28 protein-coding genes and 1 other RNA gene are annotated in these 23,356 nt (G+C 35.3%); 8 read left to right on the forward strand and 21 right to left on the reverse strand.

Translation table 11 applies throughout. The features are described 5' to 3' along the window. Positions 1–2 precede the first annotated feature (2 nt). From tatC to GHT08_RS13740, 5 genes are all read right to left on the reverse strand, one after another. The gene (gene tatC, locus GHT08_RS13720; RefSeq protein ID WP_163581954.1) at positions 3–755 is read right to left on the reverse strand and encodes a twin-arginine translocase subunit TatC; all 753 of its coding nucleotides are present in this window, start codon (positions 753–755) and stop codon (positions 3–5) included. Positions 756–958: 203 nt separating this feature from the next. Then, positions 959–1,132, reverse strand: coding sequence for a twin-arginine translocase TatA/TatE family subunit (locus GHT08_RS13725; protein WP_163581955.1), 174 nt, complete (start codon positions 1,130–1,132; stop codon positions 959–961). Positions 1,133–1,161: 29 nt separating this feature from the next. Beyond that, positions 1,162–1,341 carry a twin-arginine translocase TatA/TatE family subunit gene (locus GHT08_RS13730; RefSeq protein WP_163581956.1) on the reverse strand — a complete coding sequence of 60 codons (180 nt, stop codon included), beginning with the start codon at positions 1,339–1,341 and terminating at the stop codon, positions 1,162–1,164. A 94-nt stretch (positions 1,342–1,435) separates the two neighbouring features. Continuing rightward, positions 1,436–1,927, reverse strand: a complete 492-nt coding sequence (locus tag GHT08_RS13735) for a dihydrofolate reductase (protein WP_163581957.1) — start codon at positions 1,925–1,927, stop codon at positions 1,436–1,438. Between the two features lie 14 nt (positions 1,928–1,941). Beyond that, on the reverse strand, positions 1,942–2,895 hold the full coding sequence (locus GHT08_RS13740; protein WP_163581958.1) for a thymidylate synthase: 954 nt from the start codon (positions 2,893–2,895) through the stop codon (positions 1,942–1,944). A 177-nt stretch (positions 2,896–3,072) separates the two neighbouring features. Between GHT08_RS13740 and GHT08_RS13745 the strand changes: the two genes are divergently transcribed. After that, positions 3,073–4,137, forward strand: a complete 1,065-nt coding sequence (locus GHT08_RS13745) for a C40 family peptidase (RefSeq protein ID WP_163581959.1) — start codon at positions 3,073–3,075, stop codon at positions 4,135–4,137. Here the strand turns inward: GHT08_RS13745 and GHT08_RS13750 are convergent. Then, positions 4,129–4,980 (reverse strand): DUF72 domain-containing protein, encoded by an 852-nt coding sequence (locus GHT08_RS13750; protein ID WP_163581960.1) that lies wholly within the window; start codon positions 4,978–4,980, stop codon positions 4,129–4,131. The two genes, GHT08_RS13745 and GHT08_RS13750, sit on opposite strands and share 9 nt — an antisense overlap. 299 nt (positions 4,981–5,279) lie before the next feature. On the opposite strand from GHT08_RS13750, the gene GHT08_RS13755 reads away from it, so the two are divergent. Continuing rightward, positions 5,280–5,480, forward strand: coding sequence for a cold-shock protein (locus GHT08_RS13755; RefSeq protein WP_018933771.1), 201 nt, complete (start codon positions 5,280–5,282; stop codon positions 5,478–5,480). Between the two features lie 252 nt (positions 5,481–5,732). Here the strand turns inward: GHT08_RS13755 and GHT08_RS13760 are convergent, their stop codons facing one another. Continuing rightward, the gene (locus GHT08_RS13760; protein WP_163581961.1) at positions 5,733–6,095 is read right to left on the reverse strand and encodes a YuzC family spore coat inner layer protein; all 363 of its coding nucleotides are present in this window, start codon (positions 6,093–6,095) and stop codon (positions 5,733–5,735) included. Positions 6,096–6,351: 256 nt separating this feature from the next. Between GHT08_RS13760 and GHT08_RS13765 the strand changes: the two genes are divergently transcribed. Both GHT08_RS13765 and GHT08_RS13770 read left to right on the forward strand, forming a co-directional pair. Further along, complete coding sequence (locus tag GHT08_RS13765; protein WP_193568306.1) at positions 6,352–7,038, forward strand: queuosine precursor transporter; 687 nt, start codon at positions 6,352–6,354, stop codon at positions 7,036–7,038. Between the two features lie 22 nt (positions 7,039–7,060). Beyond that, on the forward strand, positions 7,061–7,453 hold the full coding sequence (locus GHT08_RS13770; protein ID WP_163581962.1) for a ribonuclease HI family protein: 393 nt from the start codon (positions 7,061–7,063) through the stop codon (positions 7,451–7,453). Here GHT08_RS13770 and GHT08_RS13775 read toward each other — a convergent pair whose 3' ends face one another. Beyond that, on the reverse strand, positions 7,454–7,729 hold the full coding sequence (locus GHT08_RS13775; RefSeq protein ID WP_163581963.1) for a DUF6123 family protein: 276 nt from the start codon (positions 7,727–7,729) through the stop codon (positions 7,454–7,456). Between the two features lie 399 nt (positions 7,730–8,128). On the opposite strand from GHT08_RS13775, the gene GHT08_RS13780 reads away from it, so the two are divergent. The 3 genes from GHT08_RS13780 to GHT08_RS13790 are packed head-to-tail and all read left to right on the forward strand — an operon-like array spanning position 8,129 to position 10,450. Beyond that, a complete protein-coding gene (locus GHT08_RS13780; RefSeq protein ID WP_163581964.1) occupies positions 8,129–8,281 on the forward strand; it encodes a cytochrome c oxidase subunit 2A in 153 nt (50 codons plus the stop codon). Between the two features lie 13 nt (positions 8,282–8,294). Further along, on the forward strand, positions 8,295–8,801 hold the full coding sequence (locus GHT08_RS13785; RefSeq protein WP_163581965.1) for a cytochrome c oxidase subunit II: 507 nt from the start codon (positions 8,295–8,297) through the stop codon (positions 8,799–8,801). Next, entirely contained in the window at positions 8,798–10,450 is a 1,653-nt protein-coding gene (locus tag GHT08_RS13790) for a b(o/a)3-type cytochrome-c oxidase subunit 1 (protein WP_163581966.1), read from the forward strand. Before GHT08_RS13785 ends, GHT08_RS13790 begins: the two co-directional genes overlap by 4 nt. Positions 10,451–10,617: 167 nt before the next feature. Here the strand turns inward: GHT08_RS13790 and GHT08_RS13795 are convergent, their stop codons facing one another. The 7 genes from GHT08_RS13795 to GHT08_RS13825 all read right to left on the reverse strand — a co-directional run bounded on the left by GHT08_RS13795 (position 10,618) and on the right by GHT08_RS13825 (position 16,088). Further along, the gene (locus tag GHT08_RS13795; protein ID WP_163581967.1) at positions 10,618–11,757 is read right to left on the reverse strand and encodes a THUMP domain-containing class I SAM-dependent RNA methyltransferase; all 1,140 of its coding nucleotides are present in this window, start codon (positions 11,755–11,757) and stop codon (positions 10,618–10,620) included. A 223-nt stretch (positions 11,758–11,980) separates the two neighbouring features. Continuing rightward, an RNA gene (rnpB, locus tag GHT08_RS13800) (RNase P RNA component class B) lies at positions 11,981–12,366 on the reverse strand. An 80-nt stretch (positions 12,367–12,446) separates the two neighbouring features. Further along, positions 12,447–12,734 carry a cell division regulator GpsB gene (gene gpsB / locus GHT08_RS13805; RefSeq protein WP_163581968.1) on the reverse strand — a complete coding sequence of 96 codons (288 nt, stop codon included), beginning with the start codon at positions 12,732–12,734 and terminating at the stop codon, positions 12,447–12,449. A gap of 62 nt (positions 12,735–12,796) precedes the next feature. Then, on the reverse strand, positions 12,797–13,357 hold the full coding sequence (locus tag GHT08_RS13810; RefSeq protein WP_163581969.1) for an SLOG family protein: 561 nt from the start codon (positions 13,355–13,357) through the stop codon (positions 12,797–12,799). A gap of 159 nt (positions 13,358–13,516) precedes the next feature. Continuing rightward, on the reverse strand, positions 13,517–13,954 hold the full coding sequence (locus GHT08_RS13815) for a carboxymuconolactone decarboxylase family protein (RefSeq protein WP_163581970.1): 438 nt from the start codon (positions 13,952–13,954) through the stop codon (positions 13,517–13,519). Between the two features lie 39 nt (positions 13,955–13,993). Further along, positions 13,994–14,869, reverse strand: a complete 876-nt coding sequence (locus tag GHT08_RS13820) for a sigma-70 family RNA polymerase sigma factor (RefSeq protein ID WP_163581971.1) — start codon at positions 14,867–14,869, stop codon at positions 13,994–13,996. Positions 14,870–14,975: 106 nt separating this feature from the next. Next, positions 14,976–16,088, reverse strand: coding sequence for an MGDG synthase family glycosyltransferase (locus tag GHT08_RS13825; RefSeq protein WP_163581972.1), 1,113 nt, complete (start codon positions 16,086–16,088; stop codon positions 14,976–14,978). 103 nt (positions 16,089–16,191) lie between these two features. Between GHT08_RS13825 and GHT08_RS13830 the strand changes: the two genes are divergently transcribed. Next, complete coding sequence (locus tag GHT08_RS13830; RefSeq protein WP_163581973.1) at positions 16,192–17,040, forward strand: metallophosphoesterase; 849 nt, start codon at positions 16,192–16,194, stop codon at positions 17,038–17,040. Positions 17,041–17,877: 837 nt separating this feature from the next. On the opposite strand, the gene GHT08_RS13835 is transcribed toward GHT08_RS13830, so the two are convergent. The 6 genes from GHT08_RS13835 to sdhB all read right to left on the reverse strand — a co-directional run bounded on the left by GHT08_RS13835 (position 17,878) and on the right by sdhB (position 22,974). After that, on the reverse strand, positions 17,878–18,444 hold the full coding sequence (locus GHT08_RS13835; RefSeq protein ID WP_163582012.1) for a YkoP family protein: 567 nt from the start codon (positions 18,442–18,444) through the stop codon (positions 17,878–17,880). A 114-nt stretch (positions 18,445–18,558) separates the two neighbouring features. Beyond that, positions 18,559–19,275 carry an endonuclease/exonuclease/phosphatase family protein gene (locus GHT08_RS13840; RefSeq protein ID WP_163581974.1) on the reverse strand — a complete coding sequence of 239 codons (717 nt, stop codon included), beginning with the start codon at positions 19,273–19,275 and terminating at the stop codon, positions 18,559–18,561. Positions 19,276–19,349: 74 nt separating this feature from the next. Next, positions 19,350–20,921 (reverse strand): alkaline phosphatase family protein, encoded by a 1,572-nt coding sequence (locus tag GHT08_RS13845; RefSeq protein WP_193568307.1) that lies wholly within the window; start codon positions 20,919–20,921, stop codon positions 19,350–19,352. A gap of 70 nt (positions 20,922–20,991) precedes the next feature. Continuing rightward, positions 20,992–21,606 (reverse strand): TVP38/TMEM64 family protein, encoded by a 615-nt coding sequence (locus tag GHT08_RS13850; protein WP_163581975.1) that lies wholly within the window; start codon positions 21,604–21,606, stop codon positions 20,992–20,994. 189 nt (positions 21,607–21,795) lie between these two features. After that, positions 21,796–22,161, reverse strand: a complete 366-nt coding sequence (locus GHT08_RS13855; RefSeq protein ID WP_018933751.1) for a DUF1360 domain-containing protein — start codon at positions 22,159–22,161, stop codon at positions 21,796–21,798. A 72-nt stretch (positions 22,162–22,233) separates the two neighbouring features. Continuing rightward, entirely contained in the window at positions 22,234–22,974 is a 741-nt protein-coding gene (gene sdhB, locus GHT08_RS13860; RefSeq protein WP_163581976.1) for a succinate dehydrogenase iron-sulfur subunit, read from the reverse strand. Positions 22,975–23,356 lie beyond the last annotated feature (382 nt).

Genomic DNA, 23,356 nt, shown 5'->3' on the forward strand with positions numbered 1-23,356 from the left:
TATTAATTTTCCATAAATTCACGATGCTGTTCCTGCTTTTTGCGGTATACTATTCGTGATAACATGATACTGATTTCATAAAGAATGATTAACGGAATCGCAACGACAATTTGTAAGATAAAATCTGGTGGTGAAATCATAGTTCCGATAATGACAAGGATAAAATAACCGTACTTCCTTGTTTTGCTTAAAAATTGTGGTGTAACAATCCCTAAACTCGTTAAAAACATCGTAATAACCGGGACTTCAAAGAATACAGCAAATGGCAATGTCACTTTAAATATAAAGCGGAAATAGTTTTCTACAGTAAACATCGTATCAAACATGCCATCATTTAAAGATAATACAAATGGAAGAATGAGCTGTATAAAGATGAAATAGCCAAAGGTAAGTCCAGATACGAATAAAATAAAAATAACTGGAATATAAACCAAGGAAATTCGGCGCTCTTTTTTCGTTAAACCGGGTTTAACGAATAACCATAATTGCATACATAGAAATGGTAACGTTGCAGCAAAGGCAACAACAAAAGCAATCATGAAAATGATCCAAATAATTTCTTCAGGCGAAATGAGATTTAATGTGATGTCTATATCATTTAAAAAGAAATTCCTAATATCTTCGACAAAATAAAGTCCACCGATAAAAAACAATACAAATACTAGTGCGGTCCATAACAGCCGATTGCGTAATTCAGCGAAATGGTCTAAATAACCCATTTCCTTCTCATTTGGTAATGATTTGTCTTGCTCCATTTTAAACGTCCCTTCATCATAAGCAAGTGATATATGTAATGAAAAACGTGGCATATCACCAAGTACTGGGAAAGCCTTCGTTTTACTCGTACTTTATGCATTCAAAATTGTTGCTACGTTGAATTACTGTGTTGCTAAATTTTAAGCTCTACTAACGTGCAAGAAAAAGATGTAAAAGAATGTCTTTTACATCTTTTTGCTCCTTATTTGCCTGAATTATCTTTATCTTCATTCATAATGTCATTAGTAGCTTTTTTAAACTCACGTAAAGAATGGCCAACAGCTTTACCGATCTCTGGTAATTTCGAAGGACCAAAAATAACCAATGCAATAACTAATATTAAAAATAACCCCGGAAAGCCAATATTAGACAACATGACATCCACCTCATTTATTGGTCAAAAAATTACGAATTGTTTTCTTTTTTCTCTACTTCATCATCTGTCAAATCACGTGCAGATTTTTTGAATTCACGCAATGTTTCCCCTGTTGCTTTACCGATTTCAGGCAATTTCTTCGGCCCAAAAACCACTAATGCAATAACTAATATTAAAATCAGCCCAGGAATACCAATAGAAGATAACATTTTTTTATGCGCCCCTTTATGTATATCAAATTATTATCATCTTTTATCTTACCATGATTTAGCGTGCTTGTCTTGGCTAACGATAAAAATAGGGTTACTTTTTCCGATCATATTGAATAAAGTAATAATCGTAGCGATTTTTCTCGTCTTTTTTACCTTTTTCTTTCTTTGTTAGATGCCACTCTTGTTCATCAAAGTCAGGGAAAAACGTGTCGCCTTCAAACTCTTCCTCAATATAGGTCATATAAATTCGATCTGCGAAATCAAGCACTTGCTTAAAAATCTCTTCGCCACCGATGACAAACCATTCTTTTTCAGGATTTGCCTTGTCCATTTCTTTAATTGCATCAACGGAATGAATTACTTGGCATTGTTCATGTTCAAACTCTTTATTAGTCGTTAATACAATATTATCACGATTTGGCAGAGGTCCATTCATCGACTCAAAGGTTTTTCTTCCCATAATAATCGCATTTGACGTGGTTAATTCTTTAAAAAACTTAAGATCGTTAGGTAAATGCCATGGTAATGTGTTATCTTTTCCGATCACGCGATTTTTGCCCATTGCAAATAATAATGAGATCATTTTTGCTCCTCCTTTTATACTGCGACTGGTGCTTTTATAGCAGGATGTGGTTGATAATTATCTAGCTTAATGTCTTCGAGTTCAATATCAAAGAGGGATACACCTTCTTTGATAGAAATCGTTGGCAATGCTCTTGGCTCGCGTTCTAATTGCGTTTTTACCTGTTCAAGATGATTGGTATAAATATGTGCATCACCAAATGTATGAATAAATTCTCCTGGCTCTAAGCCGCATTCATTAGCAACTAATACGGTAAGCAACGCATAACTAGCAATATTAAACGGTACACCTAAAAAGATATCGCCACTTCGCTGATACAACTGACAGCTTAATTTACCATCTGCTACATAAAATTGAAAAAGGGTGTGACATGGCGGTAGTGCCATACTTGGAACATCTTCTGGATTCCATGCAGAGACAATATGTCTCCTTGAGTAAGGGTTATGTTTAATTGCTTCGATCACATCTTTTAGTTGATCAATTGTTTCTGATTGTGACGTTTTCCAAGCTCGCCATTGTTTTCCATATACAGAGCCTAAATCCCCAAATTTGCTTGCAAAATCATCATCTTCTAAAATGTTCGTTTTAAAAAGGTCCATCTGCTGATCATATGTTTTTTTAAACTCGGAATCCTGTAAAGAACGATGACCGAAATCAGTCATATCAGGTCCATCGTACTCATCGCTTTCCACCCAATTTTTAAAAGCCCATTCGTTCCAAATATTGTTATTATGCTTTAATAGGTAACGAATATTCGTATCCCCTTTAATAAACCACAATAACTCACTAACAATTAAGCGAAAAGGAACTTTTTTAGTTGTTAGTAACGGAAATCCTTCCTGTAAGTCAAAGCGCATTTGATGCCCGAATATCGATAGCGTTCCAGTGTTGGTGCGATCATCTTTTTTTGTTCCTTCCACAAGTACTTTACTGCATAAATCTAAATAGTTTTGCTCACTTATTGACATCTTTCATCTTCCTTCCTCGCCATCATTTACCACAACGTTATCCATCATATTAGGATCAACCCCACTGATGGAAGTCTCACATTATTACAAATACGTAACAAAGTTAACTTAAGATCATATTTCCCCCATTTTAACATAAATTTTTCTGTAAGTAATTATTTCGTAAGGGGTGGTTTTATGTTGTTACAAGATCAAATATCACGAGTAGTAAAACACTCCGTCGCTTACAGCTTTGCATTTAGCCAGCCTTTTTCTTTTTATGTCGATGCCTATCCTATGATGCAGAACGAAATATTAGAGCAATCGAACGTGCTGAAATACGGTATGCAGCATGAATCGGTTCGGATGTTGCAACATAAATTACAAAGATTATCGTATTATGATTCTTCTATTGATGGAGAGTTTGGTATTTTGACAGAATATGCATTAAAGAAATTCCAAGAAGACCATTTAATGGACCAAAGTGGAAAAGCGGATCAAGATACTATAAAAACCATTATAAACAAGGAAGAAGCTTATTATGAAGACATATTAGAAGAACATGAACTTACATTTTCTATTGGTGATCGTGGAGATGATGTCAAAGAGGTGCAGGAAGCTCTATTTTATTTTGGTTACTATCGCGAGGATATAGATGGTATATATGGTGAAAAATCAAACGAAGCAGTAAAAGCTTATAAACAGGATACAGGAATGGAAATCCACCATGTTGAAGCAGAGATACACGAAGAGTCAGCAGAAATGCCACAAATAGCATCAGTAGAAGTAGAACAAACCGAACAGGATTCCGCGGGGTCAGATCAAGATTCAGAAGCAGCTGATCCTGATCAAGAAGGATCTGTACCAGAAGAAAATACTTCACCTTCTGCATCATCGTTGAGTGTCAGTCAAATCATTTCCAGTGCGAAAGATCATCTTGGCACACCATACAGGTGGGGCGGCACATCTACTTCAGGGTTTGACTGTAGTGGTTATTTACAGTACGTATTTAATCAACTAGGTGCAAACCTCCCAAGAACAGTGAGTGAAATATGGAATGCAACCAAGCAAGTTGAACAACCGTCCGTGGGAGATATTGTATTTTTTGAAACATATAAACCAGGTCCATCCCATGCTGGTATTTATTTGGGTGATGATAAATTTATTCATGCCAGTGAATCTAACGGTGTAGATATTAGTGAGTTAAGTATGAGTTATTGGTCAGAACGATACTTAGGAGCGAAACGAGTCATACTAGAATAAATCAAAAAAGTCGATCTGTTTAGGATGTAATCCTTGATACGTTATATCGAGTAAATCTAACAATTGTTTAGCATTGTCAGCGGCATCTCCGCCTGAATTATTATTAAATAATATAGTTATTTCTTTTGCTTGTTTATTTAATTGATGTATGCGTTTCACCCACTCCTGTAATTCTGTTTGATTATAACGATATAAAAAGCGAACCTCCCGCCAATTTTCTTGACCGTGATTATTCCATCCATGAATATTTCTTCCATGGAATCGGATTAATACGCGGTCATTTGTTGTCTCTAAAACGGTCGGAATAGATCCTTCTCCTGCTTGAGGTTCATCACATATTACGTGTGTTACCCCTATGTCTTTTAAAAATGCCAATGTTTCTTGTTGATGATCTTCAAACCAAGTTCGATTTCTGAATTCAATCGCTATTGGAATATCGCCCATCCATTGTTTAATCTTTCTGATTTTCTTTATATTTCGTTGTTTTAGGTCAAACCATGGTGGAAATTGAAATAATACCGTATTTAATTTGTTAGCAGCTATTACTGGTTGAATAGAACTGATAAAAGCATCCACTAATTCCTTTGCTTCACGATTGGTTAAATGTTTGCGATCATGACCTGTTAAACCTTGATACGCTTTAATAACAAAAGAAAACGTTTCAGGTGTTTCACTCACCCACTTTCGATAATTTTCGGTAGATTGGATCGCATAAAAAGAGCTGTCAACCTCAACAACCGGAAAATGTGAACTGTAAGCAGTTAATTTATATTGTCTATCCTTTGCATGATCGTAAAGGGTGGGATGATCTCCCCATCCTGTTAAGCCAATTAGTATTGTCAATCGTAACACCTCTACACTAAAATTCTGATATTACAATACCATGTTTATTTTAAAATGAAAAGGTTTTATTCCTTGTAAACAAAGGATTTATCTCATATGAATATCTTGACGTATTTGGTAAAATAAGCTATAGTAGTAACAAGCAAAGAAGATGTTTGGGTTCATTATTATCAGGTAGCTTCTATAGAAGTAAATGGAATGGTGATCCTATACTTCTATGGTTGCTACCTTTTTCATTATCCGCCATCTTGTTTGTATTAACACGTTTTTGCGTGAAAGGTTTTAGGAGGAAAGATAACATGGAAAACGGTGTAGTAAAATGGTTCAACGCAGAGAAAGGCTATGGATTTATTCAGTTGGAAGAAGGAAATGATGTATTTGTACATTACTCCGCTATTCAACAAGAAGGTTTCAAAACGCTAGAAGAAGGTCAAGAAGTATCTTTTGAAATTGTTGAAGGTGAAAGAGGCCCACAAGCTGCTAATGTTGAAAAAAAATAAATGAAAATGAACAAGGCGATGATTGAATCATCGCCTTTTATAATGTGATAAGAAAGTATAAATTTTGCGCAGATGTCTAGCTCCGAGCGCCCAGAAACTAGGCGACTTCATGAATTGCCCTACGATAAGTCATCATCGGTTCGTAAACTCACCGTGATTCCTTTATCTCAGTTAATTCTGAAGTCGCTACGTTTCTAATCGGGCGCTCTGCGCTTTTCTTATGGCCTAACAAGTATAGAGCAACTATATACTTTAACGCCAACGCAGTGCAATAGATAACCGACAGCAATCCGTATTGTCTACTTTTGATGCAAACTCTAAACGTAATCCATCAGGGTTGTAGTTAATATCAACATCTGACGTTACGCCTATAGAATTAATTAAGCGCTTGACCTCTACGATATCTGAAGATTGCGCAGCATACATTAATTCAGCATCAAATTCTTTTGAATCAGATAATTTATTGAGAACCATGCTAGCATCTTTCATAAGTTTTTTTGACTCATTCGCTGATTGATACAAAAAACTAGGATCAATTGATTGATATTGACGGATGGGCCAATAATTACTATAACAGTATGGCGGCTGATAGTTAGGTTGATTTAAATAATACATGAACAGACTTCCTCCTTGGAAATAGACTTTAATAAACAATATGCACAAATGCTTGTTTAAGGGAGTATGACAAATTAACCTCAACTAGGTCCGGTGAAATCATAAGGAGTTATTTAAGAACTAAATTATCGTTTAAAAAGCGCATTTTTCTAAAGTTATCCTTCATATAACTTGTTATACTTACATAAATCCTGAAACTATGGTAATTTTATTTATTGACTGTAAAGAATTTGATGAAGAAAGGCAGGAATAAATATTGGCAAACGAATTATTATGGATTTTATTTGCTATTCTTAATTTTGCGTTATTATTATTGATGTATCGAATGTTTGGAAAAGCCGGTTTATTTGTGTGGATCGGAATGTCTACTGTAATCGCTAATATTCAAGTATTAAAAACAGTAGAAATGCTCGGTTTAGTAGCTACACTTGGTAATATCACGTATGGAACGGTATTTTTAGCTACAGATATATTAAATGAAAATCACGGTAAGAAAGAGGCGAAAAAAGCTGTATGGATGGGGTTCTCTTCCCTGCTGATTATGACAATTGTGATGCAATTTGTCTTGCGGTTCACCCCACATGCAGATGATTTTGCACAAGGTGCGCTTGAAACCATCTTTGAATTGATTCCGAACATTGCTATTGGAAGTATGTTGGCCTATGTTGTTAGCCAATATATTGATGTTTGGATTTATGGTAAGATCAAGCAATTATTACCGTCCAATAAGTATCTATGGATCCGCAATAACGGCAGCACGATGATCAGTCAGTTTATTGATACACTTATTTTCTGTTCAATCGCATTTTATGATGTCCATGAGTGGAATACTTGGCTAAGTATTTTATTTACAACTTATATCATTAAATTTGTGGTATCTGCACTAGATACACCGTTCTTATATCTAGCAAAAAAAATAAAGCCTAGGATTGAACATAAATGAAATAAATGTTGGGGGTATGATAATGATCGAAGTCTATACAGATGCTGCCAGCCAAGGCAATCCAGGTCCAAGTGGTATTGGCATTTATATCAAAACTGGACAATTGCAATTGGAGGAATGTCTATTTATTGGAGAATACTCCAACCATGAAGCAGAATTTATAGCAGTTATCAAAGCGTTGGAGTTATGTAAGAAGCGCTTTCCGGATGAGATCATTTCCTGTAGATCAGATGCAAAAGTAGTAGTTGATGCCATTGAAAGAAATTATGTAAAAAAAGATGTTTTTCAGTCATTCTTAAATCAGATTAACCACTTATCAAGTTCGTTTCCCTATTTCTTTATGAAATGGATCCCTGAGAAACAGAATAAGCACGCAGATGAATTAGCCCGAAAAGCTCTTAAATCGAATAACTAACTATTTCATTAAGCCATTTTGCGTTAAAAGCGAGATGGCTTCTTTTTTATTTTGAATATTATGTCGGCTAAATAACTCAAGTAAACTGATATAAAAACTTCTGTCAAATGACATTTGCAGCTGTAATGTAAACGATAATGCTAGCTTGACATGCTCTACAGAAGTATTCGTGAATTTTTGCCCAAAATAGATGAAGCTAACTTCTTCATCTGTTAACTTAAACCCTTTCGACCACAAATTTTCTAAGAAATATGCCAATATTTCACTGTCTTTCACTAGAAATCCCTCACTCATGTAAAAACTTTTTATCTTGAATACAAAATTGTTTATATCGCTAGTATAGATTTTTTTAGATTAGAAGTCTAGTGTTCTTTTCACTTCTAATAAGTAATTCGTAGATAGATTAATATAAGTTAATGTGTTTCGTTTTCTAATTTAAACGCGCCCTTGTTGTTCCTTTTTTTGGATGTATACCTTCTTTGTAATTCCTTTAATTTCCATTATTTTCACATAATCGACACATACTTTTTTAACATAAATGTTCATAAAACAAGGCTGATTTGAGTTGCCATAATCCGTGACTTTTTTGTGAAAACCTTGATGCATCAACGTTTTTGCTGAATTTATTTAGTATTATAAATAGTATAGAAAGTCTCTTGGGAAGGAGGAACATATATGAAGCCAGAACGAGCTAACACAGTAAGAGAAAAAATGGTGAATTCAAAACAAGATAACACATTAAAAGGAGCATTGATTTCTGTTCTATTAGTAGGGGCTTTTATTCTTATTAGCTGGTTTATTGTTTTTGGAATATTTATTAGTCGTTGAGGAGGTTTTGAGGATGCATATTCATAAGTACGAGAAAATATGGTTAATGTTTGGTGTTGGATCCTTAATATTGTTTTTAGTTATTCTGGCAATAGGAGCTTTTTATAAAGGGGTACACCCGCCTAGTCATATGGAAACAATTGATCCGAAAAATGTACAGGAAAATGAGAGCTTCAAAGAAGAAAATCTTGGAATACGCCAGGTTGGTGAAAATGAATATATCGTAAATGTACTATCTTCCGGTTTTTACTATGATTTAGGGAAAGACGAAGACGGTAAAGCTGTTAACAACATTCGAATTCCGGTTGGTGCAAAAGTATTGTTTCAAACTACTTCAACTGATGTTGTTCATGGATTTCATATTGCCGGAACAAATGTCAACATGATGGTAGAACCGGGACATATAAGTACGCTGGAAACTGTTATGCAAAAACCGGGAACTTATACATTGTTATGTAATGAATATTGCGGTAGTGGTCATCATTACATGGCTGCCACAGTGGAGGTGTATCAACCATGATGGAGAGACATTTACCAATTCCGCAAAAAGATGCGCGTTTAGTAATGGCCCATATGTATGTGGCTTTTATCTCTTTGCTAGTTGGAGGCTTGATGGGTCTGTTACAGACTTTTGTTAGGTCAGGATCGTTTGATTTGCCATTTGGTATTGGCTATTATCAAATTTTAACAGCACACGGAGTTATTCTTGCACTCGTTTTAACAACATTCTTTATCATTGGCTTTCAATTTGCCCTATTGAGTAAAACTGTCGGCCTATCGGATAAGCAGCGACTAAGTGCATGGATTGGATTTTGGACCATGCTGATTGGTACACTGCTAACTGCTGGTACCATTCTTACTGGTAAAGCAAATGTACTTTATACCTTTTATGCACCACTAAAGGCATATCCAACTTTTTATATCGGCCTGGCTTTAGTAGTAGTTGGGAGTTGGATTGCTTGTTTTACAAATTTCCGGCAATTAGCAGTCTGGAAAAAAGCACATAAAGGTGAAAAATCACCACTCTTAGCCTTTATGGTTGTTATCAATATGTTGTTGTGGTTCATCGCAACATTGGGTGTTGCCGCAACAGTATTAATTCAGTTTATACCATGGTCACTGGGAATGGTAGATACAATAAATGTTCTGGTCAGCCGTACCCTATTCTGGTATTTTGGTCATCCATTAGTATATTTTTGGTTGTTACCAGCATATATGGCCTGGTATGCCATTATCCCAAAAATTATTGGTGGTAAAATTTTTAGTGATGCTTTAGCAAGACTTTCTTTCGTATTATTTTTAATGTTCTCCATTCCTGTTGGTTTTCACCATCAGTTAACAGAACCAGGAATTGATCCATTATGGAAATTCATTCAAGTCGTGTTAACGTTTATGGTTATTATACCATCCTTATTAACAGCATTTTCTATGTTCGCTACATTTGAAATGGCTGGGAGAAGTAAAGGTTATACTAGCTTATTTGGATGGATTAAAGCATTACCTTGGAAAGATGTTCGATTCTTTGCTCCGGTTGTTGGGATGCTTGCTTTTATTCCTGCAGGTACAGGTGGGATTATTAATGCTTCACACCAGATGAACCAAGTAATTCATAATACGATTTGGGTGACAGGACATTTCCATCTTACTGTAGGAACAACAGTTATTCTCACCTTCTTCGGAATCTCTTACTGGTTAATTCCATCACTTACAGGAAGAAAGTTAACGAAGAAAATCAATACACTAGGGATCATTCAAACGATTGTTTGGGGCGTGGGAATGTTTATCATGTCCGGATCTATGCACATTGCCGGATTATTGGGGGCACCTAGAAGATCAGCATATTCAACCTATACAGGTGCTGAACAAGTTGATACATGGATCGGCTATCAACTAGCGCAGGCTATTGGAGGAACAATCCTATTTATAGGAATAATATTAATGGTATATATTTTCTTCTATATGGTTTTTGGAGCACCTAAAGGAAAAGCAAGTTTTCCAATTGCAGAAGTTTCTGAAGAGGCTGAGCCTACACCACAATATTTAGAAAATTGGAAAGTATGGATCGGTATCACCATTGCCTTAATTTTATTCGCTTATACTATACCTTTTATCGATATCATCCAACATTCCCCACCAGGATCAGAAGGTTTTGAGAATTTGATAAGATAAATTATTACAAAACAAAAACCCGTTTCATTTATTCTAGGAAACGGGTTTATATCATAATTACTATCAAAGTAATCACCATCTATATAATGGACCGGTGGGTTTTGCCGGATATTTTAACAGACTCTCCTAAGGTTGAGAGAATAATATTAACTTCAATATATACTTTTCTATTTTTTTATTTTCTTACCAAAATACTGATAATAATCCGTTTTGATAAACGCATTAAACAGTTTTCGTTTCTTAGAAGCTTTTTGGCCGACTAGTGCTTCGAAATTTTCGTTTGCTGTGAGAATGTAAATACTCCATGTCGGATAATTTCTCAATACTTCACCAAGCTTCTGATACATTTCCTCTACTTCTTTTTTATCACCAATTCGCTCACCATATGGCGGGTTACTGACAATATACCCCCCGATTTCATTGGAGTGAAAATCCGTCGCCTGCATTTGCTTCCATTGCACTAAATCAGCAAGTCCAGCTTCCATTGCATTATCTCGTGCAATTTCAACCATTTTCGGATTAAGATCAGATCCATATATTGCGAGTGGTTGATCATAATTAGCTAAATCTTCCGCTTCTTCTAAAGCTTTGTCCCAAACAGCTGAATGGATAAACTCCCATTCTTCTGCTGCGAAAGATCGGTTAAAACCGGGTGCAATATTTTGCCCAATTAATGCTGCTTCAATTGGAATAGTGCCCGAACCGCAAAACAAATCATAAAATGGTTCATCTACACGCCAGTTGGTTAGTTGTACTAATGCTGCAGCAAGGGTTTCCTTTAATGGTGCGTCTCCCTGTCCTACACGGTAGCCTCTTTTATGTAAACCAGCACCTGAAGTATCTAATGTTACAGTAACTTTGTCTTTTAAGAGAGCCGCTTCAATTTTATATTCTGCACCCGATTCTTCTAACCAGTTAGCAATTCCATGTTTCTGTTTTAATTTTTCAACAATTGCTTTTTTAACAATCGCTTGACAATCTGGAACACTATATAATGTTGATTTATGTGATTTTCCAGTCACTGGGAACTTCCCATCTTCCGGAATATATTGTTCCCAGGGCAACGCTTTAATCCCTTCAAACAATTCATCATAGGTTTTTGCTTCAAATTCCCCTATCAGTAATTTCACGCGATCTGCTGTTCGTAACCAAAGGTTACACCGCGCGATAGCCTGGTGATCTGCTTCAAAGATTACTTTGCCATTCTCAACCGTCACGTCTTCATATCCTAATTGACGGACTTCATTTGCCACAACCGCCTCTAATCCCATAGCCGCTGTAGCAATTAAGGTAACTGTTTTTGTCATTTACAAAAATCCTTCCTTTTGATCATCTTGTGGACCGTACTTTTATAATAAGACAAGAAAGTATAAAATTTAGGTATTTGTCTAGTTCCGAGCGCCCAAAAACTAGGCGACTTCACGAATCGCCCTACGATAAGTCATCACCGGTTTGCTTTTCTTATTATGTACAACAAAACCCCTTTTAATAAGAAAGGGGTTTAAAATCCTATTTACGACCGGAATGAATGTACGTAAGCCATGTTCTGTCCTTGTCGTACTGCAAACGGTGGTCAGCCTCGTACCAAAGGAGTAATCATCTGTCTACAAGCTCTCAAAGCTTGTCCTTCGTTCGGTTGAATTCCCTAATAGAAGATGCCCCTACCAATATTTGGGTTGCTCACTCGAGGGGTTTACCTCGTTCCACCTAAATAGTTTCCTATTTAGCTACGTCACTGTGGCACTTTCAAGGTATTCACACCATATCTAAAGACGTAGGTGTTTTCCCTGCCGTTAACCTCTAAAAGGTTACCTTGACTTATGATTTCGTCAAGCACGAACACTACAAGCATCTCAGCTTGTGTGAGCATGGACTTTCCTCTACACATGAAAATGTGCAGCGATTACTTCAACATTCATTCCTCTTTATTTAAGCCTCCATTATTGTAACACGAATGTAGCAATAGTCAATGGAAATCTGTAGTTAGAATGGTAGTTTATTCCTCATATTTTTTTCCAAAGACTGCTTTCTCCAAATTGGATAGTCGTTTCAAAATGTCATAATTAACTTGATGATTAGACGTACTCGGACGAACCCGTGTGTGATCAGATTGTTTTCTCAATCGTTCATTTTCGTGCTGTAATCGATTAATTTCTTCCTGGAAATATTCATAATCTTGAATAATCACATCTAAATACTCGTCCACTTCTTCCTGATTATAGCCTCTCATTGCCGTTTTAAAATTCTTCTCTAAAATGTCTTTTCCATTAAGTTGATTTGCCATTATTTCCACCTCATTTAATCGTTAATTATCATTTTTTCAAAAAAGATATAAGTTGTCAATTTTTAATCTAAATGACTTTCATTATACTCCTGATGGTCCCTGACAATGTCTTCTAAATCATTCGGTGTAATATACCAAATCGAATAGTTAGAAGTCTCTGCAGCCTTTTTCATTTTGTCCAATATATACCCTGCACTTCCTGGGTAGTCCTCATCGACAAGCGCTAAACACCCGTCTGTTTTTTCAATAAACCATACATCTTTGTTAATAAATTGATAGGGTGCTTTATATGGTTCATTATACAATGGTTGATAAAAATCAGCTTGCTCGATAATTTGCAGAAATGCTTCCTGATAAACATCCGGCCATCTAGATTCATATTCTAAAAATGGCGGGAATATGCCTAATTTTATCGGATATTCTTCTTTTAATTCTGCTATCACTTGTGCTGCCCATAGTTCAATTCCCATTTGGCCGGACATAATTACCCACTCTAATCCTTCGTCAATGAATGAAATCAACCTTTGCTTCAGCGCGATCTTGATAAAAGGGATTCGATGATCATTTTCATTTCGAATGTTTAATTCCATTGGTTTGTTTCCAACGACTGTGATAACTTTCAATTGAACACTACCTTTTCATATAGATACTGTAAGTCATAGTATAAAGGAAATGACCATTATATTCTAGTGATGCCAATATTTCATTATGTATAAAAAAACTCCAGTATGTAGATTAAACATACTAGAGTATATCTGTTTAGAAACTATCTTCAGTGAAATTTACTCTGGAACATTATGATTTGCGATTGATAATCGATTCCAGCAGTTGATTGTTATAATAAGCGCTACTAAGTCGATATATTGCTTTTCGTCAAAATGCTTACGGACATCCTGATATACTTGATCAGGTACACCTTGCTCTGCAATGTTAGTAACAGCCTCAGTCAATTCCAGGGCAGCTTTTTCTTCTGCTGTATAGAATTCTGTCTCTCTCCACGCACTGAGGCAATAAATTCTCTGTTCGGTTTCTCCTAATGCTCTAGCGTCCTTTGTGTGCATATTAATACAATACGCACACTTATTAAGTTGAGATGCACGAATTTTAACTAATTCAATCAGTTTCTTATCAAAATCTGTGCTATTTTTGTACAACTCCAATTGACTAATAAGCTTGATTAAATCAGGTGCAACTTCCACATAGTTGATTCTTTGTTCCATGTCTACTCCTCCTTTTTTTGCTTTCACTTATAAGACAAATTAAAAGGAGAAATTGTGACCTATTTTTTGTAATTTGTCCGGGTTCATTACAACATAAATATGTTGAACACCGGTTTGTGTATAATCGAAGATAATCAATTTGACTGGCTCACCTTGTTTCTGCTGCAGAATCCCAATACCGTCATTGACATTCACCACTCTATACTGCCCTTGAAAACTCCCTCTTTTATGAATTCCTTGTAAAAAGGCAACAACACGATTTTTATTATAAATTGGATACAAAGCAGACAGCACTTTGCCTCCTCCATCTGATATGAGTATGACATCTTTGGTAAGGTGGTCAATAAAAGGTTCAAAATCACCACTTTCCACAGCACGTAAAAATAGTTTAGCCAGTTCTTCTGCTTCCTCTCTTACTGCTTTTTTAAGTGGTTTTATTTTTTGTAATTTTTGCTTTGCTCTACTATATACTTTTCTGCAACTTTGTTCTGACTTATTTAATATCACAGAGATAAATTTGTAATCAAATATAAATACTTCCCTCAGTATATAAATACACCTCTCAAGCTCAGTAAGTTGATGAAGAAGTACTACAAATGCATATGAAATAGATTCTTCTTTTAGAAGATTGTCTAAAGGTGTATTTGCATCCGGGTTAACAATAGGTTCCGGTAGCCAGGGACCTGGATATATCTCTCGTTTCTTGATAGAAGATTTCAGGTAATTCAAGCTTTTATTAGTAGTCATTTTTGTTAAATATGCTTTCAAATCATCAATATTAGTTAGATCAACATTCTCTAACTGCACGAAAACATCATGCACTATATCTTCTGCTTCTTTGATTGTACCTATCATTTGATAAGCTACTGTAAAAAGCAATGGTTTATACGTATCATATAAATTGCCGTAGTCCATATTTATTACCAGCCTTCTTTTTTTAATCTATAATGAATAAAAATTGGCAATTCTTGTTGTTCACTACAAATTATAGCAAATGACGGAGAGTTACTGGTAATAAATTTCACAAAATTTGTTTAATAAGTTCAGCTATTTTTTGATCAGTAAGTTGTTTATGATAATTCTCTAAATTGCTGTTTATTTCTTCCAGGTGTTCTTTGCTTTCAAAAAAAGTGAATAATTGACTTTCGATATCATCCCAATTGTTAAGGTAATAAACTACACCTAGTTGCTGTAATTGATCAAGGTTAATCACCTCTTGCCCTGGTAATGCGTGATAGATAAACATGGGTATTCTTTTACTTAAACACTCACCGATCGTCACACCACCTGGCTTGGTTAAAATACCGTCTATTGAATCGTATAATTCATTCATTTCTTTTCTGGATGTAATATATGCTAAAGGGATAATATTTTTATTATTTAATCTTCTCAGTTTTTGATACAGTACTTTGTTTTTTCCACACAAGACATAAAACTTAATGTTACCACTCGTTTTGATACTGTGTAACAGATCTTCCATCGCACCCACACCTAGGTTTCCTCCTGTTATCATTATTGACAATGTGGGAGAATGATCTTTCCTAACTTGAAAGCTGTTAGGCTTAATCTCATGGTGGGTAGGAATACCCGTAAACCATATACGCTGTTCTGGAATTCCTTTTTTTATTAAAAGTTCTTTCATAGTAGGAGAGGAGACCAAATGAAAATCGATCTGATCTGTTCCCCAAAAGCGATGTATAAAAAAGTCAGTGTACACATTAATCACGGGTATGTTCAGTACCCCCTTTTCTTTCATCACGTTTAACATATAAGATGGCAATGCATGTGTGCAAACCACACAATCTGGCTTTTTTTCTTTAATGAGTCTTTTCATTTGAGCTAAAAAAAGCAGTTCATATAACTTGAAGTTTTTCGGCTGTTCGATATTTTTATAAACACTTTGCTGATAAAGCCAATTATATACATGTGGAAATTTATGAATCCATTTAAGATAAATACCTGAGACTAAAGCTTCAATTTTTCCGTAGCTATAGGAAAGTATTTCTGCTTTTTCACACTTCATACTTGGTTCGTTTAATTCCAATTCATGAATAAGGGAATCTGCAACTTGATGATGACCTGAAGGTATGTTTAAAAAAGGGAGAAATAAGATCTTTTTGGAATCTAGTGTCATGATGCACCTCATACATGTCTGATTGTATTGGAAATCTATCCATGAATTACCGTAACAATTAAGGATAAAACCCTGTATAATTAGGACTAGAGGAGTGATGAATATGTTCTTGTTCTTATTAATTAGTTTTATAATCCTAGTTAGTCTAATTATGTTTAAAGCATATAAAAATACCCAAAATATTGTCGTAAGAAACGTTAAGATAGATCACAATGAAACAGAATCCGTTACTAGCTTGAATATTTTGCATCTTTCTGATTTACATTTGGAAAACATCTCGATATCCGCTGAGTTGCTTTATGAAAAGCTAAAGCATGAAGCAATTGATTTAATTGCTCTAACTGGTGATTTTCTTGATCGTAAACGAACAATCCCAAAGCTTATTCCTTATTTAAAAGTTTTTAATAAGTTGAATCCTAAGTATGGCATTTACACGGTTTTAGGTAATCACGATTATGTTTTAAAAGGCGATCATTTACAGTCATTAATCGACACATTAAATGAATACAATTGCCAGGTCATGCAAAATAGCAGTAAAACCATATATATTGAAGATCAACCAGTAAATATTATAGGGATTGATGATTACAGCACGAATCGCAGTGATTTGCTCAGCTCTTATCAATCCATCCAAAAAGGTACGAATTTAGTACTGACACATGATCCTAATATTGTACTTGATATGAAGAAGTACCATTTTGATTATTTGTTAGCAGGTCATTTCCATGGTGGGCAAATTTGTTACCCTAAAGCGTACCATCTTGCTAAAATGGGAAAACTTGCCAAAATGAACGTTATCAAAGGACTTCATTCACAGGATGGTCGCCCTTTTTATATTAGTGAAGGACTGGGCCAAACTGGTGTAAACATCAGAATTGGTAGTCTACCTGAAATAACACTTCACCAATTATCGATTGGAAAGAAAAATACTGGTTTAAACCCAGCAATTTAATCGGTGTGTTTTTATTATTTATGGAATAGCTCAAGCTATGCATTCCTATATTTGGATTTATACACTTTAAAAGAAGCTGGGAATCGAGTATATCTAAGTCAAATAAAGACCCGAACTATTTGATAACACATCGAATAGTTCGGGTCTTTTTAAATCCAAGGTTATGATTTTTATAACGGCTTATACATAAACTGCGCAGTAACTGGACATGGATTTGTTCTCCTCCCGTACTCGTACTGCATTAAGAGATAATTTTGAAATAAATCGTGATGATAACTACCACTCCGGCTGCCCACTTCCCTTTCCGTGGGGTTTGCCCTTCAGCTAACTTTTTCGAGCAAAAACCGCTCGAAAAAGTGGATCTTCAGGCCAAACAATTCCCACAGGAGTGAAAGTGGGCGGCCTTCGTTAAGATATGTTCCACAACACTTATCCGTAATCAGCCAGTCGATTTCTCCGCCATATGTAACAGAACTACAGCCGATTAGAACTGTAGTAAAACAAAAAAATTTAGTTCCGTGAATTCATTCCTTTCTATAATCAGAGAACAAAAATAGCTTAGGCAGAATACGGAGACTCCTGTGGGACAGCGAGAGCTGAAGATCCACTTGGTGAAGCCGAGCCCACGGAAAGCGGAGTATTCTGCCGGAGCGTATTTGAGCACTCATCATTAATCAGAATGGGAGAAAGCCTCACTTTTTCACCTTTCATTACTTCACAGTTTGTATCTACTATGAACAAATAAACAACATTTGAATAAGTTAGATCTCTTGTCAACGTTCGTCTTTAGCTTGGAATGTTTTAGTTGTGTCCCAGCTTCTCTTTTTTTATAAAGTGTTACATTTGCTGGAAGTATTTGTTGAGCAATTTTTCTTTCGACATGAATAAATAACATGGATGATGCTTTTTTAAACTGTTAGACGAAAGCGAATTAACCGATAGCCAGTAAATCGGGAGTAAAGCAATACATTTGAAGTATTTATAAAAAGAATTACTAATCTCTACCGTTTCAAACCCTAATTTAGAACTACCACGATTAAGCATTGTTATACCTATTATTCCTTTTATATCAGAAGCGTTAGAATGATTATTCACATACTCTGCCAGCTGTGGTAACGATTTCTGTACATTCTGATGTATGACCATTGCTTTTCTGACATCGCTTTTTATATTTCTGACGCTTTTCATCAATTGTACATTATGCAGATGAATTTTTATTAATAGATCATTTTTTTGGATGACAGTACCATCAGATAAAATGGATTCTTTTCCCTTATAACGAGTTAAACGAACTCTAAAAATATTTCGATTGCTTCCCTTTAAGTCATCAATATAAGTAAGCCGAGTAAACATAAAGTAAATAGGATCGATAATTTGCCATATTGTTAGTACATATAACTTGATGTTCATGATATCTTTTTCCTCTCGTAAAGTAATACCAATACTATTTTGGCATATGTTCCTACGATTATTCTGTTAGATGTTACCTTTATTAGGATATGTAGAGAGGGAAGTGTGTTAGATGGATAAAGTAGATACAAAAGGCAAATGATCGGAAGCTATGGGGATCGAGTCGTTAACTTGTACATCCAAAATAGTAAAGTCCTTACTAACAAAAATATAATCCAGTCTTTTCCGCGGATTTTTCGATGGATAAGTCAGTCCATCTTGATTATCTATGGAATCCCACACATCTTTATACACCTTTACGACCCTTTTCCATCTCTTGGAATGTACTTTCATATTCCAATCTCCAATAATAACTGCCGGTCTCTTCGCTTTAGTTATGAGGAAATCACTTTGTTGCCTATGTAGTAAAGGATTTAAGCTTAAATGCGTAACATAAAAATGTACCCATTTATTATCTAATGAGATGGTTGCTTCAAGAATAGACCTGTCTTCCGTCATACAAAGGCGATTGTTAAACAGATAACTTTTAGGCGCATAAATGGGGAAACGAGACAGAATTCCATTACCATATTGTCGTGTTAAATATTTTGTTCTTGGTTGTAAGGATAGTGCAGGACTGAAAGCACCATAGTATTTTAATTCCTTTGTTAGATACTTCATTTGGTCTTGAAAATGACTCCGTTCTGAAAAATATCTGTCTACTTCATTTAAACCGATAATATCTGCATTACTGTCAGCTATAACTTTACAAATTCGATCAAGATTTGCTTTCTTATCTAAGCCTTTACCGTGATGGATATTATAAGTCATGACTTTAATGTGCATGCAATATTCCTCCGTCTAATTCCTTTCATTAATAGTCAGCTGAAGCCAAAAATCTCTGACAAGTGTTTTCCCTTTTATTGACGAGTCTCATTTAGTATTCTTAAAATCCATTCTTTTAGATCAACCATTCGCTTATGCTCTGGTTCCAGGTCTGTTCCCGTAACAATCATTGGAAAATAGCTATCATGCTTATAAAGTGATCCATGACTAGCTCCATTTACATGCGTTGGTGAACCTTCTCCAACAAACTCAAAACCAGGTTTTGCGTCCACAATCAAATACCTGCCTGAATGCGAATAAAAAGAACTATATAACCGTGCGAGTCCATCAGGAAAATCTTGATATGTTATCCTTTGATCCTTTGATAGAGAGAGATCTAGAATTTTTTCATTACCTTCTATCTCCCATTTTTGTCCATATGAATCAGTGAATTTACCATCAGGTCTAAATGAAAGCAAGCCTTGTTTGTCGCCAGATATGACGTTTACCCTATCATCCTGCTTCCATGCTATGAAATTAATTCTTTCATCGGTTTTTAATTGAGTGGCTATATCCCCTTGTTCTAGCTTACTATCTAGCAGGTAAACAAACGACATGCGTTCATTTAAACCAAGAACGATTTGATCTTGTTCTTGAATCGGACCACTTATTTGATGTATGTTATAGCCTTTTAGCATTTCCCTTAAATCAATTAATGCTTGTTCTTTATCTTTTCCAATGTCACTTTGACCGCTATCCCCCATTACAATCCATATATTATCCTGTATCGCCTCTTCCCATGATGGATAACCATTAAGGATTTCTTGCAATTGCTTATCAGCATCTTCTATTCCCTTCGTTTCCTTTACTCCATTTTTATGTACTTTTTTATCATTATCAGAGAAATAGACAAGAGAATAAGAAGGCAAATAATTTTTCTCAATCAAATATTTAAGTTCTTTAGTTGAAAACTCATCATTAAAGCCAAATCCTTGCCAAAAATGTGTTTTATGATTATTGGGGTTTAGTTTTGATAAAATCCCGTAGGAAAAATATTCAGGACCATTGATCGAATCCCCCTCTTCTAAAAATCCGGCCATCTTTAAAATTCTCGGTACATTTAACTGTTGTTTATGATTCGCCCGATACATAAGCGTGTTTATCGACGCCGACTGTCCATTTAATTCTTCATGAATAGTTTTTACTTCACTACTCAAATGATGGTGATTTAGTTCAAATAAACTGTTATGGAAAACCTGCTTCACCCCTACTTTCATTATTTCTTTTCTAGCACTACCGTAACTAATAAACTTTTTATTTTGTGCATCATACCAAACTAGTGCAGGAACCTTATGTTCATTTGGATAGGTACCCGTTAACAAGGTGCTGTCGATGGTTACCGACATAGTGGGATAACTACTCACCATATCTGGATAATAGTTGCCATTATGAATTAAAAATTCTAATGCAGGCGCTTTTCCTTTCCTAATAGCATGTTGTAATGGTTCATCCATAATGGAATCTATAATAATCATGACAACACGTTTAGATGCATAATCGGAAACTTGATCTGCTTTATTTATTTTCACGATTGGTTGGATTAAATATAAATAAATAAGAACAAGTGTCATCAAAATAATGAGAATACCTAAAGATAGTTTTAACACGTTTAATCTCCTTTTCTTCATAAAATAAATCCCTCTTCCATCAGTAATAAATCATCTTCAAAAATTGACATTAACAAGTCCTCCACCAACGATAAAAAGGTATTATCAGAATTAAGAAGGCTAAATAGATACCGACTCCTATTAGCAAATGTTGAATCGATTCGAATAATTGATTCCCTATGAAGGCATAAACAATCATGCCAGGAATTTGGCCAATAGCGGTTGCTAGAATGTATGTATGGAATGACATAGCGCTTAAACCGGAATAAATATTAATCACAGGTGAGGGGATAATCGGAATCATGCGACTAACTAATACGGCGATAAACGCATTACGCCTTATCAAATCATCAAACTTTTTAATCTTATTAAACTTTGCAATCAGCTTTTGGAATTCTTTTACAAAAACAAAACGAGCAAAAAGAAACAAGAGAGCAGATGCTCCGACTGAACCTATCCAATTAATCATTGCACCCATTATAATTCCATATTTAGCTCCCATTAACGCACCGAAAACCGAAAAAGGAACCACTGGAATAATTCCGAATAGGACGGCAAGAAAACACATCAATGGCAGCTGAGACCGGTCACTTTGGTTTAACCAATTTAACAGCGGTTCATGAAATAAGTATGCTATCGACAAAATGATTCCATATGAAATGACTACAATTATCCCTTTCTTCATGCGCGAACTCCTTAAAGCTTGCTATCTAGAAATACAACCATCAGAATATACCTAATACCTGAACTAAAACGCATGAAACAAGTAAAAACAGCATTAATTATGGCACTAACCGTCCATACTTCAAGCGATCATGTCATAGATCACATAGTAGGTATTGTTAAAGGAAAATTCTCAATGATGAGTCTCCCTTTATTGATCACTGAACCATTTTGTAATCTTTGTTCCTACTCCTACAAAGGTTTCAATGATCGCTTGAGCACCAGCTATGGATAAAATAAAAATAATCGGCCATGCAATAGAGGGAATAAACATATAAGAGATTGCAATAATAATCGCACTCCACACTCCTGCACACCAATAACAGTTCAGGAGATAACCAAATTTCGAAGTAGGAACGTTTTTAATATGCTCGTTTCCTTTGTCATCGACTACTTTTTCCTTTTTTAAAAATGGTTTTCTAATAAACTCCGTAATTTTATCAAATACAATTAAATGAGTTAAGCGGTAGCTTGCCAAAATAATAATGAAATACGTTAGCCAATTTAAATTATTCACGCTTTCCTCCCTGTTGTTCCTAAGTTTCTTTATTTAGTCTACATAATAATATTATTGTAACTTAATTTTTTTTTAACCAAAAAATTCACGAAATGATTGAAAAGTTGCTTCTCGATTAATTTTTGCAATGGACGTAGTTAATGGGACCCCTTTCGGACAGACTTGTACACAATTCTGGGAATTACCACAAGATTCCAGTCCGCCATCCCCCATGAACGCAGCAAGTCTATCTTGTTTATGCATAGCTCCTGTTGGGTGTATATTTTTTAAATCAATTTGAGCAAAAACAAAAGGCCCTAAAAATTCGGCACTACTGTTTACATTAGGACATGCTTCCAAGCAAACCCCACAAGTAAAACACTTCGACAACTCATATCCCCATTGACGTGTTGATTCATCCATCCGTGGCCCTGACCCGATATCATATGTACCATCTATTGGAATCCATGCTTGTACCCTTTTTAATGCTTGAAACATTCTTTCCCTCTCAATAACTAAATCCCTTACAACTGGAAAGGTCTCCATCGGCTTTAATCTAATCGGTTGTTCTAGTCGATCTACCAAGGTTGAACAAGCTTGCCGTGGTGTACCATTGATAATCATAGAGCAAGCTCCGCAAACTTCTTCTAAACAGTTCATGTCCCATTGTACAGGTGAGGTATGCTTCCCTTGTTTATTAACCGGATTACTTCTAATCGACATTAAAACAGAGATGATATTCATATTGGCACGATAGGGAATGAGAAATTCTTCTTCATATGGCTTGGAGTCCGGGTCGTCTTGTCTTTGAACAATTACTTGAATATTTTCCATCGTATCTCTCCCCCTATTATTGGATACATATATCAACCTTAGCGGATAATTGAATCCTATTTGTCAGGAGTAATCAAAAATTCGAAACTACTTGCGTTTATGATTATTCTTTTCGAGGATGAAGAGTTGTTCTATTGCTATATGCATCTCAACATTCTTTTTGATAGTATGGAACAATCAAATCTGGAATATGCATTCATTTGTTATGTAAACTTGTCTATTTAGCTTTGAACTAAGAATTAATAAAAGCGCAGAGCGGTAGTGGCTTCAGAATCAACTGAGATAAAGGAATCACGGTGAGTAATATATCGATGGTTGACCTTCATCTCCGACTGCCGACTTTTCCTTCCGTGGGGTTTCTCAACAAAAAAACTGCCATGAA

The sequence above is a fragment of the Gracilibacillus saliphilus genome, from assembly GCF_010994085.1.
Lineage (GTDB): Bacteria > Bacillota > Bacilli > Bacillales > Amphibacillaceae > Gracilibacillus > Gracilibacillus lacisalsi.